General features: G+C 41.4%; 15 protein-coding genes. 3 read left to right on the top strand and 12 right to left on the bottom strand.

Annotated features, from left to right (window positions below):
- Positions 1-277: 277 nt before the first annotated feature.
- Entirely contained in the window at positions 278-625 is a 348-nt protein-coding gene (gene yajD, locus GKR48_RS13485; RefSeq protein WP_154604173.1) for an HNH nuclease YajD, read from the top strand.
- Positions 626-783: 158 nt separating this feature from the next.
- Complete coding sequence (locus GKR48_RS13480; protein WP_230088679.1) at positions 784-1,080, top strand: CcdB family protein; 297 nt, start codon at positions 784-786, stop codon at positions 1,078-1,080.
- A 117-nt stretch (positions 1,081-1,197) separates the two neighbouring features.
- Here the strand turns inward: GKR48_RS13480 and GKR48_RS13475 are convergent, their stop codons facing one another.
- From GKR48_RS13475 to flhD, 12 genes are all read right to left on the bottom strand, one after another.
- The gene (locus GKR48_RS13475; protein WP_154628450.1) at positions 1,198-1,842 is read right to left on the bottom strand and encodes a protein phosphatase CheZ; all 645 of its coding nucleotides are present in this window, start codon (positions 1,840-1,842) and stop codon (positions 1,198-1,200) included.
- A 24-nt stretch (positions 1,843-1,866) separates the two neighbouring features.
- Complete coding sequence (gene cheY, locus GKR48_RS13470; RefSeq protein WP_036951481.1) at positions 1,867-2,259, bottom strand: chemotaxis response regulator CheY; 393 nt, start codon at positions 2,257-2,259, stop codon at positions 1,867-1,869.
- 41 nt (positions 2,260-2,300) lie between these two features.
- Positions 2,301-3,368, bottom strand: a complete 1,068-nt coding sequence (locus GKR48_RS13465) for a protein-glutamate methylesterase/protein-glutamine glutaminase (RefSeq protein ID WP_154628449.1) — start codon at positions 3,366-3,368, stop codon at positions 2,301-2,303.
- Entirely contained in the window at positions 3,365-4,204 is an 840-nt protein-coding gene (locus tag GKR48_RS13460; protein WP_154628448.1) for a CheR family methyltransferase, read from the bottom strand. The genes GKR48_RS13465 and GKR48_RS13460 overlap by 4 nt, the downstream gene beginning before the upstream one ends.
- A 158-nt stretch (positions 4,205-4,362) precedes the next feature.
- On the bottom strand, positions 4,363-5,928 hold the full coding sequence (locus tag GKR48_RS13455) for a methyl-accepting chemotaxis protein (protein ID WP_154628447.1): 1,566 nt from the start codon (positions 5,926-5,928) through the stop codon (positions 4,363-4,365).
- A 112-nt stretch (positions 5,929-6,040) separates the two neighbouring features.
- Complete coding sequence (locus GKR48_RS13450; RefSeq protein ID WP_154628446.1) at positions 6,041-7,726, bottom strand: methyl-accepting chemotaxis protein; 1,686 nt, start codon at positions 7,724-7,726, stop codon at positions 6,041-6,043.
- Between the two features lie 111 nt (positions 7,727-7,837).
- Positions 7,838-8,335: a chemotaxis protein CheW gene (gene cheW, locus GKR48_RS13445; RefSeq protein ID WP_006662059.1), complete on the bottom strand. Its 498-nt coding sequence runs from the start codon at positions 8,333-8,335 to the stop codon at positions 7,838-7,840.
- A 16-nt stretch (positions 8,336-8,351) separates the two neighbouring features.
- Positions 8,352-10,556, bottom strand: a complete 2,205-nt coding sequence (cheA, locus tag GKR48_RS13440) for a chemotaxis protein CheA (RefSeq protein WP_154628445.1) — start codon at positions 10,554-10,556, stop codon at positions 8,352-8,354.
- Between the two features lie 92 nt (positions 10,557-10,648).
- Entirely contained in the window at positions 10,649-11,584 is a 936-nt protein-coding gene (gene motB, locus GKR48_RS13435; protein WP_154628444.1) for a flagellar motor protein MotB, read from the bottom strand.
- A 6-nt stretch (positions 11,585-11,590) separates the two neighbouring features.
- Positions 11,591-12,478, bottom strand: coding sequence for a flagellar motor stator protein MotA (motA, locus tag GKR48_RS13430; RefSeq protein WP_272521203.1), 888 nt, complete (start codon positions 12,476-12,478; stop codon positions 11,591-11,593).
- A 96-nt stretch (positions 12,479-12,574) separates the two neighbouring features.
- A complete protein-coding gene (gene flhC, locus GKR48_RS13425) occupies positions 12,575-13,165 on the bottom strand; it encodes a flagellar transcriptional regulator FlhC (RefSeq protein ID WP_154604184.1) in 591 nt (196 codons plus the stop codon).
- On the bottom strand, positions 13,162-13,512 hold the full coding sequence (gene flhD, locus GKR48_RS13420; RefSeq protein WP_154628443.1) for a flagellar transcriptional regulator FlhD: 351 nt from the start codon (positions 13,510-13,512) through the stop codon (positions 13,162-13,164). Before flhD ends, flhC begins: the two co-directional genes overlap by 4 nt.
- A 1,629-nt stretch (positions 13,513-15,141) precedes the next feature.
- Between flhD and GKR48_RS13415 the strand changes: the two genes are divergently transcribed.
- Positions 15,142-15,573, top strand: coding sequence for a hypothetical protein (locus GKR48_RS13415; RefSeq protein ID WP_154628442.1), 432 nt, complete (start codon positions 15,142-15,144; stop codon positions 15,571-15,573).
- The last annotated feature ends 217 nt before the right edge of the window (positions 15,574-15,790 follow it).

Genomic DNA, 15,790 nt, shown 5'->3' with positions numbered 1-15,790 from the left:
CCAAAAAATTAGGCTATACGCATAGTCGCTATAGCATGACAGAGTGTAAAAAAATCAATGGTGGAAAATAGACGTACTTCGCAGGGGTTTTTTGGCTATTGAGCAATATGACAACAACTTTGCGAAGCGCTTCGCAAAGAGGTAAATGAAAGGTAAAAAGAAAGAAAGTCAAAAAAGATGACCTAAAAAATCACGTCCTATAATACCCACTCCGTAAAATGGGGTATATTGATAACATCAATGTAAAATACTCTATTTATAGCAGGTGATATTCGTTATGGCTCTGATCCCTAAAAACTATGCTCGCTTAGAAAGTGGGTACCGTGAAAAAGCACTTAAAATTTATCCATGGATATGCGGGCGCTGCACGCGGGAATTCGTTTATTCGAATCTGAGAGAATTAACCGTTCATCATATCGATCATGACCATACCAATAACCCTGAAGATGGGAGTAATTGGGAGTTATTGTGTCTCTTCTGTCACGATCATGAACATTCTAAGTATACAGAAGCCGACCAGTATGGAACGAATGTGGTTGCGGGTGAAGATGCACAAAAAGATGTGGGTGAAGCCACTTATAACCCATTTGCCGATTTAAAAGCGATGCTAGATAAAAAGAAATAATCGCATCCGCATTTTGTTCTCGCAGGTTTGAAATGCTATTCAAGCCTGCGTTTCTTCCGACTGTTAGCCTTGCATTTCCAGCCTTCGTCTCTCTATTCCAGCATTATAGTTTCATTTTTCGGCGCGCTATCCAGCCATTTATCAGAAATTGCATCTTATTGCACACCCTCTACGAAGAGCTAACCAACTATCCTTATCTTTTGGATGTACAAAGTGACATTATTGATGACCTAACAACACGCCTTATCATTCCATTATTTGATACACGTCATCTGCAAGCTGCCCTGCCGATTCGACTTAACCCAATTATTGATATTGAAGGGCAACCCTTTGTACTGATGACTCATTTGATGTCAGCCATCTCTAAATCCATGCTAGGAAAAGAGATTATTTGCATTGAGTACCAAAGAGATAAAATCAAAAGTGCGATAGACCTACTGGTCGATGGGTTTTGATTAAAAATCGCGAATAAAATAATGATGCACAACTACCCTAAATAATTTGAGCCATAGCAAGAAGGCAAACTCAGCCAATAACGCTATAGCTCAAAATATCACGAAGAAGCGAACGAATTAGAAACCTAATTCATCTAACAGATCATCCACCTGCGACTGTGATGCCATCACATTCACACCTTCTTTATTAATCTGAGGACCATTGAGCAGGCTTTCACTTTGAGTCTTCACGCGCATTTCTGGTGGTGTATTTTCCATCAGCAACGCTAATAGCTGTTTCTCTGCTTCTTCAACCACTTCCATCATTTTTTTGACGACTTGACCCGTTAAGTCTTGGAAGTCTTGCGCCATCATGATTTCTAGTAATTCAGCTTTAGTCACTTCGCTATCTTGGATAACTTGTCCCAAAAATGCTTGAGTGGAGCCGCGTAACGCTTCGGAGACTTCACCGGATGCCACTTCTTCCCACTGTTGCTGCAACGCAATCGCATTTTTGTTCATTTCCACTTGCAGCGGTTTGATAACATCAATGCCGTTGAGTGTTTTTTCTGCCGCTTGGGCTGTCATTTGGGCAATATAACGCAGGCGATCTTTACCGTCTGGAATACTTGCTACTGCCTGCTGAACACTTTTCTCAAGACCCAACTCACGCATACTTTCACGTAAGGTTCTCATCAGAGTTCCAATGCGTGTAATGACGTGTTTTAGATCTTCGTTGCCAGTGCCACTACGGCTGCCATTCATTGCTACTTGTTCAATCATCACTGTCTCCTTTACCGCCCGCGATTATTGCAGCCCCATTTTTTCAAATACTTTATTTAATTTTTCTTCGAGGATAGCGGCGGTAAACGGTTTCACAACATAGCCGCTTGCACCAGCTTGTGCTGCCGCAATGATGTTTTCTTTTTTCGCTTCTGCGGTCACCATTAAGACAGGGATATGTTTTAGTGCATCATCACCACGAATGGTTTTAAGTAACTCTAAACCATCCATGTTTGGCATATTCCAGTCTGCAACCACAAAATCAATATTCCCAGCACGGATTTTTTCGAGGGCATCAACGCCATCTTCCGCTTCTTCAATTTTGTTAAAACCAAGTTCTTTTAATAAGTTACGGACGATGCGACGCATAGTAGAAAAGTCATCGACAACCAGAAAACTCAGATCTTTAGCGGCCATAACCACTCCTTCAAAAATACAATGATAAAAAACTGCCACCACTACACGGTAACAGTAGAAAGTTTTGTTAATACGCTTGGCGCGATTTTTAGCAAGTCGAGTACTTCATCCGCTGCGTTCATTTCAATTGCTGCACGAGGCATGCCGAATACCACGCAACTACTCTCGTTCTGGGCATAAGTGAAAGCCCCTTGTTGACGCAGGTTGAGTAGGCCTTTGGCACCATCCATTCCCATCCCCGTCAACAAAATACCAATACATTTACGTCCGACATGCTTAGCGACTGAGTCAAATAGCACATCAACGGAAGGACGATGGCGGTTAACCGGATCGCTCTGCTCCAACACCACTTGGTAGCCTTTACCTTTATCGGCAATCAGCATATGTGAATCACCCGGCGCGATATACGCACAGCCTTTTTGTAAAACTTCGTTGTGCTCTGCCTCTTTAACCGTGAGTGCACACAGTTTATTTAAACGTTCAGCAAAAGAGCGGGTGAAGCCTGCAGGCATATGCTGAGTGATCACCACAGGAGGGCACTCTCTAGGCAGCATCTCTAAAAATTGACGGATTGCTTCTGTTCCACCGGTTGATGCGCCCACTGCTATCACGCGGTTGTTGCACACGTATGGCGTCAGAGGTTTAGCTAGAGTCGTCGGCTCTGCGACTTTTTTCTCTGTTCGAGCAAAACGGTTACGCTGCGACATTTTAGACATCGCCGCTGCGCGAATTTTTTCACCGATCATATCGCGATAACTCATCATGGTTTCGCGAATACCAATTTGTGGCTTTGTCACAAAATCCACAGCGCCCAGCTCTAAAGCCTTTAATGTCACTTCAGAACCTTTAGAGGTTAATGTGGATACCATGACGACCGGAATTGGATGTAGCCGCATCAATTTTTCTAAGAAATCAATCCCATCCATTCTCGGCATTTCAACATCGAGGGTAATAACATCTGGCTCCAGTTGCTTAATCAAATCCCGAGCAACATACGGATCTGGCGCCGTGTCGACCACTTCCATATCAGAGTGACTGTTGATAATTTCACGCATCAATTGGCGCATTAGTGCAGAGTCATCGACGCACAATACTTTTATTTTTTTCATTGTTCTCTCCTCGCCGACGCTAAGCTGTAGACAGTCTGCCCATTGATCACGAACTGTTTTGTCAATTGCGAAATATTTTCAGAGTGACCAATAAACAATAAGCCATCCGGCTTGAGCAGTGGCGCAAAGCGCTCTAGCAGTTTTATCTGCATTTCCTTGTCAAAATAAATCATGACGTTACGACAAAAAATCGCATCGAAGCGATGTTGTAATTGCCAATCGCCTTCAGTCAGGTTTAAGTAACGAAACTCAATCATGTTGCTAAGAGCGGGTTTTACGCGAGCAAACCCTTCGTATTCACCCACCCCTTTCATGAAGTAGCGCTGCCGTTGGAGTGCTGTCAGGGTTTTGAGCTCTTCGATTCGATAGATCCCTTGCTTCGCTTTCTCTAATACTTCCGTGTCAATATCACTGGCAACAACCTTGGCATTGATGGCGTTAGCTCCCAGAACATCACTCACTGTCATGGCGATAGAATAAGGTTCTTCCCCTGTCGAAGAGGCCGAACACCAAATATTGATATTGCTATTTCGGCGGCTTTTTAAAAAATCCGTCAATGTCGCAAAGTGGTGAGGCTCTCGAAAGAATGCCGTTAAGTTTGTGGTCAGTGCATTGATGAATGCTTGCCATTCCGCATTCAACGGTTCACGTTCTAACATTAGTAAGTAGTCAGAAAAATTGTCGATATTACAGTCACGTAAACGCTTTAATAAGCGGTTATAGACCATATTTTTCTTATTCATCGTAAGGACTATTCCAGACTTTTTATGAATAAATCGACAAACCCGACCAAACTCGTCATCAGTCAAAGGTTCTATCTGTGGTACTAATAGCATCGTACTTGTCGTCCTATTCAATAAAAACCGGCGAGGCAGCCGAAAGTGGCTGCCTAACTATCATCGTCTAACTTGTGAATTGTCTAGCTAACCGTCTCACCCCAACTCACGTTATCTAGATTGAGACTTCATTATTCACGCTATTGCGTGGATACCCATTACCGTCTAACTCGGGTGGATTGTTCTGGTAATTCGAAAAACTCCACTGTCTCGACCAGATTATTGGCTTGGTCTTCAAGTGCCGCTGTTGCACTCGTTGATTGCTCTACTAATGCGGCGTTTTGTTGTGTAACAGAATCCATTTGGGTTACCGCAATCGCGACTTGCTCAATACCTCGGCTCTGTTCATTCGATGCAGACGCAATGTTGCCCATCAATTCGGTCACCTGATTAACGGCGGCAACCAATTCATTCATAGTTTGACCTGCTTCATTCACCAACTGAGAACCTTGGTTCACGCGTCCAACCGATTCGTCAATCAAGCCTTTAATCTCTTTCGCCGCTTCAGCGCTTCGCTGTGCTAATGCGCGAACTTCACCTGCAACTACCGAGAATCCACGACCTTGCTCACCCGCACGCGCCGCTTCTACTGCTGCATTCAATGCAAGAATATTGGTCTGGAAAGCGATGCCATCAATAACACTGATAATGGCGCTAATTTTCTGAGAGCTGTTCGAAATTGCAGTCATGGTGTCAATCACACCTTCCGTGATTTCACCGCCTTTGGTCGCCGTACGCGATGCACTTACTGCAAGTTCACTAGCTTGACGGGCGTTATCCGCGTTTTGTTTCACCGTCGCCGTTAATTCTTCCATGCTCGCCGCCGTCTCTTCTAACGAGGCAGCCTGCTGTTCTGTTCTTGATGATAAATTATTATTCCCTAAAGCAATCTCACGAATACCCGTATACATTTGGTCTGTATTAGAACGAATAGAGGTGACGGTTTTTGCCAGTGACTGCTGCATGACTTTTAATTTTTCGAATACATCACCGATTTCATCACGGAAATTAATTTCAATATTCTGATTTAGTTTCCCTTCCGCAACGTGCATAAAGTGTTCACTCATGCTGTTTAATGGTGAAATGACTTTACGTTTTAACCATAGGTGTACAACGGCAATCACACCGAAAATAATGACAATCACGGTGAAGAATGAGCCCCATGCAAATTGGTTATAAAATCTTGCATCCGCAATAGAAGCGTTGCTTTCGTCGTTTAAAACAGAGAGGTAGTTATTAATAACACTGATTAATTCATCTTGGTTTTGTTGTGCTGGCAGATTGATATAAGCTGCAACATCGTTGTTATCAAGATTGCCTTTCAATGCATTTAATGTGACGACAAAGGCATTATATTTCTCTTCCAATACCGCTAAGTTTTCTTTTTCGCTTAGTACTGGCTGAGTTTTGAATTCGTTATACGATTTGTTAGCTGAAACTAAGTAGTTATCGAAAACAACACGGGTTTCTTCGATTAATGGGACGTGGTCGCCCACTTTCATCAATAAGGCAATTTGGGTCAGGCTATTACGCGCCTGCATTAAGTTTTTACTAGTCTCTTCCAGTAATGCGCGTTTCTTAGAACCCATATCGATTCTTTCTAGCGCTTTTAATTCGCTGTTAACGATACCGACAGAGACGCCGCTTGAGGTTAACTGCATGCCACAAAATAAAATCAGGAGTAAGTATAAGCTCACTGAAATTCGGATATTCTTTCCTAACATATTTAATCCCCTACTTATGCCAGCCAAAAGTTTGGCCCTTTTTTAATTATCGAGCTTAAACATATAAAAGCGCTGCGAGAGAAACTCTCACAGCGCTCGAACAGATTTACCCTTAAAAGGTTTCCCAGTTATCGTCATCTTTATGATTTTTCGATGCGATTTTGGATAAATCTGGTGTTTTAACAATATTAGATACTGTTCTTGGTGCAGGTTGTGCGTTGCGTACTTTTGCTTGATCCATTGCAGGTAAACGGAAAATGGAGATCAACTGAGAAAGCTTAGCGACTTGCTCTTCCAGTACATTTGCAGCAACAGCGGATTGCTCAACGAGTGAGGCGTTTTGCTGAGTCACTTTGTCCATCTCTTCCACGGCAATACTCACTTGAGCAATACCTTTGCTCTGCTCATCAGACGCGGTTGCGATGTGCGTCATGATGTCAGTAACACGTGTGACTGAGTCGACAATTTTTGTCATTGTTTCACCAGCATCTTCTGCTTGGCGAGCCCCGACGTCTGTTCTAGAAACAGAGTCTTCAATCAAGCCTTTGATCTCTTTTGCTGCATCTGCACTGCGTTGAGCAAGGCTACGAACTTCATCGGCAACCACCGCAAATCCACGACCATGTTCACCAGCACGCGCGGCTTCAACGGCAGCGTTCAGTGCAAGAATATTGGTTTGGAAAGCAATGCTGTCGATAACAGCGGTAATATCAGAGATTTTTTGTGAGCTATCGGCGATGTTACGCATGGTATGAACCACGTTAGACACCACTTTGCCGCCTTCTTTTGCAATAACAGAAGTTTGGCTTGCAAACTCACTGGCTTGATGAGCATATTCCGTGTTTTGCTTAACGGTTGCTGTCAGCTCACTCATGCTAGCAGACGTCTCTTCTAAGCAAGCCACTTGCTGCTCAGTACGTGAAGATAAGTCATTATTACCCGCTGCGATTTCAGTGGTACCTTGATAGATAGTTTCACTACCATCCAGTACACCACGAACCGTATTGATCAGCTCTTGTTGCATGTGCTGGGCACCACGTGCTAGCTCACCAATTTCGTTGTTCGCTGAGGTATCAATTTTTGGTGTTAAATCCCCTGAAGCGAACACTTTAATGCGCTCGATCAGTGTATTTAATGGCTCAGTAATCCCTTTACGTACATAGCGATAGCTAATCACGCTGATCACCGCTAACAGTACCGATAAAATAACCAGTAAATATAGAGATTGACGGTAATTGGATTCTGCATTCACCACTTCATTTTCAAAATCTGAAGAAATTTCACCAAAATAGAGGCCAAACTGCTCTTCAAATTTGGCTTGTAGCCCTGAGGTTCTATGCGCATAGAAGCCGTTTAAGTCCCCCTTCTCTGCATATTCCGCCAATTTGGTTAATGCAACACGGTAATCCTCATAGGATTTCAGTAAGTTATCAAATAACCCCTTATCCACATCTGCATTTGCCATCAACTTTCTGTAGCTGTCATACGCTTCATCGGCGGCTTTAAATTTACCTTTCGCTGAAGCAATAAGATCCGCAGCAGAAGCATCATCTTTAATGCTTAACTCTTCTAATAAATACGCGTTAATGGAGCGGTTTAAATCAGAACGAGCTTGCAATAAGTTGACCCAGCTTTGAGTCAGAACGAGTCTTTGGCGTTGGAGAGAATTCAAATAATTAATACTGTCGCTGTTATCCCCGAGTTTGGTAAACATCAAACCACTCGATACCAGCTGCAATAAAATAAATACAAAAATAACGGACAAAAGTCCTGATACGATTTTAATTCGACTGTACATGGTGTTTTACTAACATAGTGTTGTTGTAGTTTGGATATCGGACAGTTGCTCAAAAACTTTAGTTAATCACTTACCATTTTTGAGCAAATTATCAGCGGATTTAACTGCGCATTATTCCGCGATGTTGTCGATTAACGCCATTTCTTCGCTGGTCAATAACTTTTCAATATCAACCAAAATCAACATGCGCTCCCCCACAGTACCTAACCCTGTTAGATACTGAGTCGATAACGTCACAGCGAAATCTGGCGGCGGTGCAATTTGTTCTTCATGTAGAACTAGCACATCAGAAACACCATCAACCACAATTCCAACAACGCGATCTTTTAAGTTCACAACAATGACGACGGTATTGTCGTTGTAGACCACATTTTCATGGGAAAACTTAATGCGCAGATCGATGATCGGAATAATCACGCCACGCAGGTTGGTGACGCCTTTAATAAAGTCAGGGGTGTTCGCAATCCGTGTCACTTGCTCATAACCGCGGATTTCTTGCACTTTTAAAATTTCGATGCCGTACTCTTCTTCACCAAGCGTAAAAATGAGGTAGCCTTCGCCATTCTTTTCTTCTTCAAGCTTATTTAAATCGTCATCTAACATAGACATGGTATATAACCTCTATTTAGTGCATTACTGGTTGAGAAACAGTCTGTTTCTTATTAATCAAAATGTTATTGTTCATTCTCTGCAATTCTGCGACGTCTAAAATCAGCGAAACAGAACCATCACCCATGATGGTGGCAGCCGAAATTCCCGGAATTTTGCGATAATTACTTTCGATGTTTTTCACCACGACCTGCTGCTGCCCTACCAGCTTGTCAACCAATAAAGCAAAGCGATGCCCCGCATTTTGGATGATCAGCGCAATACTATTGGCGAGATTTGGTTCGGCGTTTTCGATAGAAAAGACGTGATGCAATTCGACCAGTGGTAAATATTCACCGCGAACGAGCAGCATTTTTTCTTCACCTGCGAGGCGATAGATATCCTCTGGACGTGGCTGTAATGTGCTAATAATCGCGCTAAGTGGCACGATAAACACATCGTCAGAGACTTTGACTGACATACCGTCAAGAATGGCTAAGGTTAATGGCAGTAAAATACGAATGATGGTGCCTTTACCTTCCGTGAAACCGATTTGAATGCGCCCACCCATGTCTTGAATGTTTCGTTTAACCACGTCCATTCCGACACCACGGCCCGATACATCAGTCACAACTTCGGCGGTTGAGAAGCCTGGCGCCATGATCAACATCGCAACTTCGTCATTGGTCATGCCATCGTGAACATTAATGCCTTGAGAGCGAGCTTTAGCCAGAATTCGTTCGCGGTTTAGCCCGGCTCCATCATCGCGTACTTCGATGCAAATATTGCCGCTTTGATGCGCCGCAGACAGCGTCAATGTTCCCGCTTCAGGCTTACCATTTGCCAAACGAACTTCTGGTTTTTCAATACCATGATCGAGACTGTTACGGACAAGGTGATTGAGTGGATCGACGATGCGTTCGATAAGGCTCTTGTCTAATTCAGTTGAGCTACCTTCCACTTTCAATTCGATTTTCTTACCCAGTTTAGAGGCAATATCGCGCACCATACGTGGGAAGCGACTGAAGACATAATCCATCGGCATCATACGAATAGACATGACTGACTCTTGTAGAGCCCGTGAGTTACGCTCTAATTGAACGATAGAACTGAGTAAATCTGCATATTCGTTTTGGTCAACTTGTTGGCTATGCTGAGTTAGCATTGACTGGATGATCACCAGTTCGCCCACTAAGTTGATCAGTTGGTCAACTTTTTCAACGGCAACACGGATGCTGCTTGAATCCCCTTTGGGCTTCGCTGCAACTGCTTTTTTAGCGGCAGCGGATGATGGTACAGATGATGGTGCTGGCGCTGTAACAAGTGCCGGTGCCGCAACCGCCACTTTAGGCGATTCAACTGGCTCGGTTGGTGTTTCAACCATTGCCGCCAACTCTTCCACCGTTGCTTCCAGTTCTTCGAGAGTTGCAGCAACTTTACTTTTCTGGTTGCTACCTTGTGTTGCACGCTGGCACTCTTCAAAACTGATTTCGCTATGCTGGATTTGAGACTCATCCACGACGAAACACAGCACGCCACAGATATCGTCGATATCCGTATTGGTTCCTAGCCACGCTTTTAAGCTAGAATCACTTTTTTCAGAGCCAAACAAGCTACCGAATAAGCCTAATTCATCTGCTAATACATCCACTTCCGTTGATTTCAGACCGTTCAACGTAATGATGAAATAGTGAGAGAATTCGTTATTTGTCAATGCGGCATGAGTTTGCATCGCGGTTTCTGAGGAAGACTCATCCGTCGCAGCATCGTCATCTACAACACTGTCATCCACAACATCGTCAGTCTCTTTGGTACTCGCGTTAACAATCGCTGCAACCTCTTCCGAGCCGATCTCGCTGACATCATGTTCAATGCTTTTGAGCACATCACAAATGCGTTTGAATGTCTCATCATCCGGTAATGAGTCATTTTTATAGGCATCCAATTGGGACACCATCACATCTTTTGCATCTAAGAAAACGTCAATAATATCTGGCGTTAATGTCAGCTCATCGTGACGTGCCTTATCGAGCAAGTTTTCTAAGGTATGTGTGGTATTTTGCAGATGAGTGAAACCAAAGGTTGCCGCCCCACCTTTAATTGAGTGGGCACTGCGGAATATGGCATTGAGCTGCTCGCTATCTGGGTCAATAGGATCAAGCTCAAGCAAATGCTGTTCCATATCCCTAAGCAACTCATCGGCTTCATCGAAAAATGTTTGATAAAACTCGGTAATATCCATGCTTTTTATCCAATTTCGCTTAAGTTTCACTTAACACTGACTGCCGGATAAATCCGGCAGTAGTGAGATTCGGGTGATTATGGTTTTTATCATCACTGTTTATCGGGTGACTTTGTCACCTTCACAGTCACGACATCACTGTTTGCCGGTATTGGCACATCTTGTGGGCCTTTTTTCAGCACATCGTTAATCGGTGTTGCGCCATCGTATTCATGTAAAATTTGATTTGTTTCATCTTCATTCAATACGATGATGCTGATCCGCCGGTTGACGGGTGCTAAGCCGTTTTCTTTGTCTAAATGGATGGACGAGGCCATTCCTACTACGCGTAAAACTTTGCGCTCATCCATTCCCCCCATGATCAGCTCACGGCGAGAAGCGTTGGCTCTATCGGATGAGAGTTCCCAGTTGCTGTAATAGGCTTCGCTGGCATACGGCAAGTCATCCGTATGTCCAGAAATACTAATGCGATTCGGAACATCATTGAGTAGTGGTGCAATCGCGCGCAGAATATCGCGCATGTAAGGTTCAACGATGGCAGAGCCTACTTTAAACATAGGGCGATTGGCGCTATCTACGATTTGAATTCGTAAACCATCGTTGATCATGTCAATCAACAAATGGGGTTTTAATTCATTCAAACGAGGGTCTTGTAAAATCGCTTGCTCTAGATTTTCTTTTAATTTTTCAAAGCGATAATTTGCATCACCGGAAATGATGTTATTTGGCTCTGGCATTACATCACCATCACGAAAAATCGGATCTTTTCCACCGCCGGGAATGGGGTTAGTGGCATCTCCGCTTTTCGTTCCTGGATTGATGGCAGTACTGAGCGGAGTACGAAAATACTCCGCTATCTTGGTTAATTCTTGAGGACTGGAGATGGAGATCAGCCACATAACCAGAAAGAATGCCATCATCGCAGTCATAAAATCAGCGTATGCAATTTTCCATGCACCGCCATGGGCGTGCTGCTGATGACCGCCTTTTTTCTTAACACGAATAATTTGAGGGCCATTGGCTGCCATTAGCGATTACTCCTCAGTGGTTTCTGTTGCGCGATTACCGACTTTGACTTCGCGGACTTTATCTTCCAGCTCAAGGAATGATGGTCTATCGACGCTAAATAAGACTTTACGACCAAACTCAACCGCAATTTGAGGCGCATACCCTTGCAACGAAGAGAGGAAAGTAACTTTAATGCACTCCATCATTTTTAATTGTTCGCTACTGCGCTGACGAATCAAACTAGCCAGTGGTAAAACAAAACCATAAGCCACTAAAATACCGAGGAAAGTTCCTACCATTGCATGTGCAATCAAGGCGCCCAATTCACCCGCAGGTCGGTCTGCAGCTGCTAGCGCATTTACCACCCCTAGAACGGCCGCCACGATCCCAAACGCAGGCATGGATTCGCCCACCATGTTCAAACCGGATGCTGGTACTTCGTTTTCTTGACGGAATGTTTCTAGCTCTTCATCCATTAATGCTTCGATTTCATGCGCTTGCAGGTTACTCGTCACCATTAAACGTAAATAATCCACGATAAACATCATGGCAGTTTGATCTTTGATAATGCGAGGATACTGAGAGAAAATCTCACTCTCTTGCGGATTTTCAATATCTTTTTCGAGTGCAAGTAGGCCTTGTTGGCGAGATTTATTCAAAAGCTGAAATAACAAAGCCATTAAGTCCATTGACATGGCTTTGTTGTAAGAAGAGCGACGGAAGAGTCTTGGTAATACTTTGCATAATGCAACGATGGCTTTACCACTGTTACCCACAACAAATGCGCCTAAACCAGCCCCCAAAATAATGACAAACTCAGCTGGTTGGTACAGCGCGCCAAGATGACCACCGACCATGACATAGCCACCGATAACGGCAGCTGTAACAATGATATATCCGATGAGTATTAACACAGTATTCCCTTTCACTCCGTTGGTTAACAGATGGCAGTCAAAGGGAATATGAGGAAGGACAGGCAATGAAATTGCCTGTAAACCAAATTAATCCAATTACATTACCGCTTTGGTAATGCCATCTTGTCGATATTCCGTAATATCGGCGAGATGCTCGGAAAGTTTACGTTTTTTTATTGCTCGTGATGGAGGCTGGCACAAGCTGCACGTAAAGCTATTTTCAGGAATGTGGGCATAGGTGATAAATGAACCACTACAGCAATTGCAATCGGAGCTTTGCAACATACCACTTTCCACAAAACGAACTAATGTCCACGCTCGGGTTAATGCCAAAATTGGCTCATCTCCTGCATTAGGTGAACACTGCTCTAGGTAGAGTCGATAGGCTTTGAGAATAGCATCAACCCCTTCGCATTGACCGGTTTGCAGTAAAAATTGATAGGCGTTATAGAACATGGATGAGTGAATATTTTGTTCCCATGTCATGAACCAATCTGTTGAGAAAGGGAGCATCCCTTTTGGTGGTGGGCAGCCTCTGAGCTCTTTGTATAAACGCACTAGACGTCCACGACTAATTTGAGTTTCGCTTTCTAACATTTGGAGACGAGCCCCAAGAGAAATCAATTCCATTGCCAAACGAATATCATTAGCTTCCTTGACAATACTTTTTTCAGCTACGCTACTCATCTTTTTCTCGCTATATCTGAATCGGACTCATTATGCGTTTGCAATAATCGAGTCGATAGAAGGATACCCGTATGAATTTGTTGCAATTCATCGACTCGAGATTCTCGGGTAAGTTTTTCAATGATGTCACTATTTTCAAATCTAAACTGGCAGATTAGCTGATTTGTTTCCGCTAATTTAACCAATTGAGGTAATGAAAGTTCTGCTAAAGTGTTTGCCATTGAATCTGAAATCCCGAGTCTAAACATGGCAGTGGCTTTTTCCTGGGAGATAAGCTTTTGAGCTAAAAGCAAATATGAAAGATTAATATCGTATATATGCTTCAGAAAATCAGTGGTAGAGCTCATTTTTTTATACCTTTCGAATAATTATTAACATCCGTATGCACAAAGAACAAATATCAATTTGAGCCAAATGTGTTAGCCAAAATTTTAAATATGAAAATAATTAAAGCTGGATAGCGTAATCCGTTACTATCCCATGAGATCCGTTGAAATACCCAGTTTGGAGTATATAAACACATAGGTTCAAACTTAAATTAAATATATTTCCTGATTACCTACAACAATAACGAGTGGCTAAAAATTTAGCATTTTCAGTAAATCTCAGAATATACCGATTTCATTATTAGCCGTTAATTATTATGCACCACTAAATTAACTATTCAAGACATTTATGTTTCTTTTTGGTCTATCGGGATAATTATCCATCTATATATTAGCAATTCTTTATTACAACTATATCTTAACCCTACTTATCTCAAATATTCGCAACATTTAGATTCACCATAAGCGAAATACTAGTATTTTAAGCAAAAATCTCACACATATGAGGGGATTTATAAGCAATAAACACCAAGCATAACCAAAGAATCTACATATTGATCTAAATCAATCTTTATTACGCCCGTAAAAATGTAATTTGTTTACAGGCTTAGTAATATCGGTATCTTAGGAAGAAAAATTAAACATTATTTTTCAATGTGTTTAATCAAAATCACAAATCTTAATCAAATTAATTCAATTTTTTCTCGCCTAAATTAAAGTTAAATTTGTCATACATATTATTATTCCACAGTAACTTTATATTAATTAAATTTAACTGTTTCATTATTAACCAATGGTAATGACATTAAAAATTCTAATTAAGCCCGTTTTATATACAGGCAATACCATTAAAGATTTCAGATAAAATTGTCATGAATTCTCATCGAGTATTGCCATATTAATAAGCAAGATTGTTATTTTTGTATGACAAACTCATTTTAATTAAATTAACTTTTCAAACATTTGATTAACCTTTTTTGCTATTATTTTTTGCATAAAAAAATCAGTCTACAGCATTAGTTAGCGCACTGAGTTATTGATAAAAGGAAAAAATAAAAAAACTAAGCACCATTCTGCTAGCGAATTTATAAACAATATTATTCTCATCTAAATTAACCACTTTAAGGTGTAAATCCAAAATCATGACAGTATAAATATGACTTATGTAAATAAGTAATTTAACTTATTACTCCAATGGACATATCGCCGTTTATTCATTAGTTAGTAACAACCAATGATTATAACATTGTGTTACTATATACTTTTATTTTAACAAATTACTTAACCACAACGACAAAATTACGTATAACTGCTTATTCGAATTAGGATGCATATGCGTTCTCATATGTTTTATTTAAAAAATTATATGATGACTAAAAGGGTAAAATTGGCATATTGATACTGGGACAAGAGGTGAATTAAATATTGTTAAAACTGGGACTTGGCTCACAAAGAGGTAATAGGTTTACATGACAGTTTCATTATGAAACGCATCTATTCTTTAACCAATCAGACTTGTAGGTGGTAAAAAATGTTCAATCTACAAACTATCACTATCCGTTTTTCATTTTATTAACATGCTACTCATTGTCTATTCTGTGATGTTTTGTACTATTTATCTTATGAAGAAACTAATTTTTGAGGTTTACTATGTTTAATTATTTAGCAACGGTTGAATTTATCGAAGATGAAGGTGTATACGAAATTAATTTTTGTGACTTCCCCGATATTCAAGGTGTGACTTATTGCGCAGAAGATGTCGAATTAGAAGCTCAAGAAACATTGCTAGCCACGCTTTCTGAGCTGATCACATCAAGAAATCCTATTCCTCTTCCCCAAAATTCAGTCTCTGATGCGTTTGTTATTCATTTGCCTATATTGAGCTGCTTAAAAATCGCACTACACAATGCCATTCTTGAAACTCAAACCCCGCGCAGCAAACTTGCTAGAACACTCAATATCAGCGCTCAACAAATAGAACGATTACTTGACCTACAATATGCATCAAAAATTGAAGCGCTAGAACAAGCCTTATTTGTCGTGGGATATGATGTGAAAGTGACAGTTAGCCCTATCATTTAGAAATAGCCAATAAAGATAACTGTTAGAAATAAGAAAAACCGTGATATTTTCAGTTAAAAAATGAGCTACATCACCTTTATATATTTCCCACACCACAACTGTCATCATTTAGAATGAAGCATTTGGTGCATTTCAACTTATTCTGCTATTTTTAATTTTAGGTTAATTTTTCGTTAATAATGTTAATGACCTAGATAGATCCGTTGGTTAAACCAGC

Source organism: Providencia sp. wls1943 (assembly GCF_009706275.1).
Lineage (GTDB): Bacteria > Pseudomonadota > Gammaproteobacteria > Enterobacterales > Enterobacteriaceae > Providencia > Providencia zhijiangensis.
This window is presented reverse-complemented; position numbering and strand designations above follow the sequence as displayed.

What these genes read in the sequence shown, in the direction of transcription:
- GKR48_RS13455 (WP_154628447.1), bottom strand. Translation starts at nt 5,928, where the DNA reads ATGTTAGGAAAGAATATCCGAATTTCAGTGAGCTTATACTTACTCCTG.
- flhC (WP_154604184.1), bottom strand. Translation starts at nt 13,165, where the DNA reads ATGAGTAGCGTAGCTGAAAAAAGTATTGTCAAGGAAGCTAATGATATT.
- GKR48_RS13475 (WP_154628450.1), bottom strand. Translation starts at nt 1,842, where the DNA reads ATGATTGAACAAGTAGCAATGAATGGCAGCCGTAGTGGCACTGGCAAC.
- GKR48_RS13415 (WP_154628442.1), top strand. Translation starts at nt 15,142, where the DNA reads ATGTTTAATTATTTAGCAACGGTTGAATTTATCGAAGATGAAGGTGTA.
- flhD (WP_154628443.1), bottom strand. Translation starts at nt 13,512, where the DNA reads ATGAGCTCTACCACTGATTTTCTGAAGCATATATACGATATTAATCTT.
- yajD (WP_154604173.1), top strand. Translation starts at nt 278, where the DNA reads ATGGCTCTGATCCCTAAAAACTATGCTCGCTTAGAAAGTGGGTACCGT.
- cheA (WP_154628445.1), bottom strand. Translation starts at nt 10,556, where the DNA reads ATGGATATTACCGAGTTTTATCAAACATTTTTCGATGAAGCCGATGAG.
- cheW (WP_006662059.1), bottom strand. Translation starts at nt 8,335, where the DNA reads ATGTCTATGTTAGATGACGATTTAAATAAGCTTGAAGAAGAAAAGAAT.
- motB (WP_154628444.1), bottom strand. Translation starts at nt 11,584, where the DNA reads ATGGCAGCCAATGGCCCTCAAATTATTCGTGTTAAGAAAAAAGGCGGT.
- GKR48_RS13450 (WP_154628446.1), bottom strand. Translation starts at nt 7,726, where the DNA reads ATGTACAGTCGAATTAAAATCGTATCAGGACTTTTGTCCGTTATTTTT.
- cheY (WP_036951481.1), bottom strand. Translation starts at nt 2,259, where the DNA reads ATGGCCGCTAAAGATCTGAGTTTTCTGGTTGTCGATGACTTTTCTACT.
- GKR48_RS13465 (WP_154628449.1), bottom strand. Translation starts at nt 3,368, where the DNA reads ATGAAAAAAATAAAAGTATTGTGCGTCGATGACTCTGCACTAATGCGC.
- GKR48_RS13460 (WP_154628448.1), bottom strand. Translation starts at nt 4,204, where the DNA reads ATGCTATTAGTACCACAGATAGAACCTTTGACTGATGACGAGTTTGGT.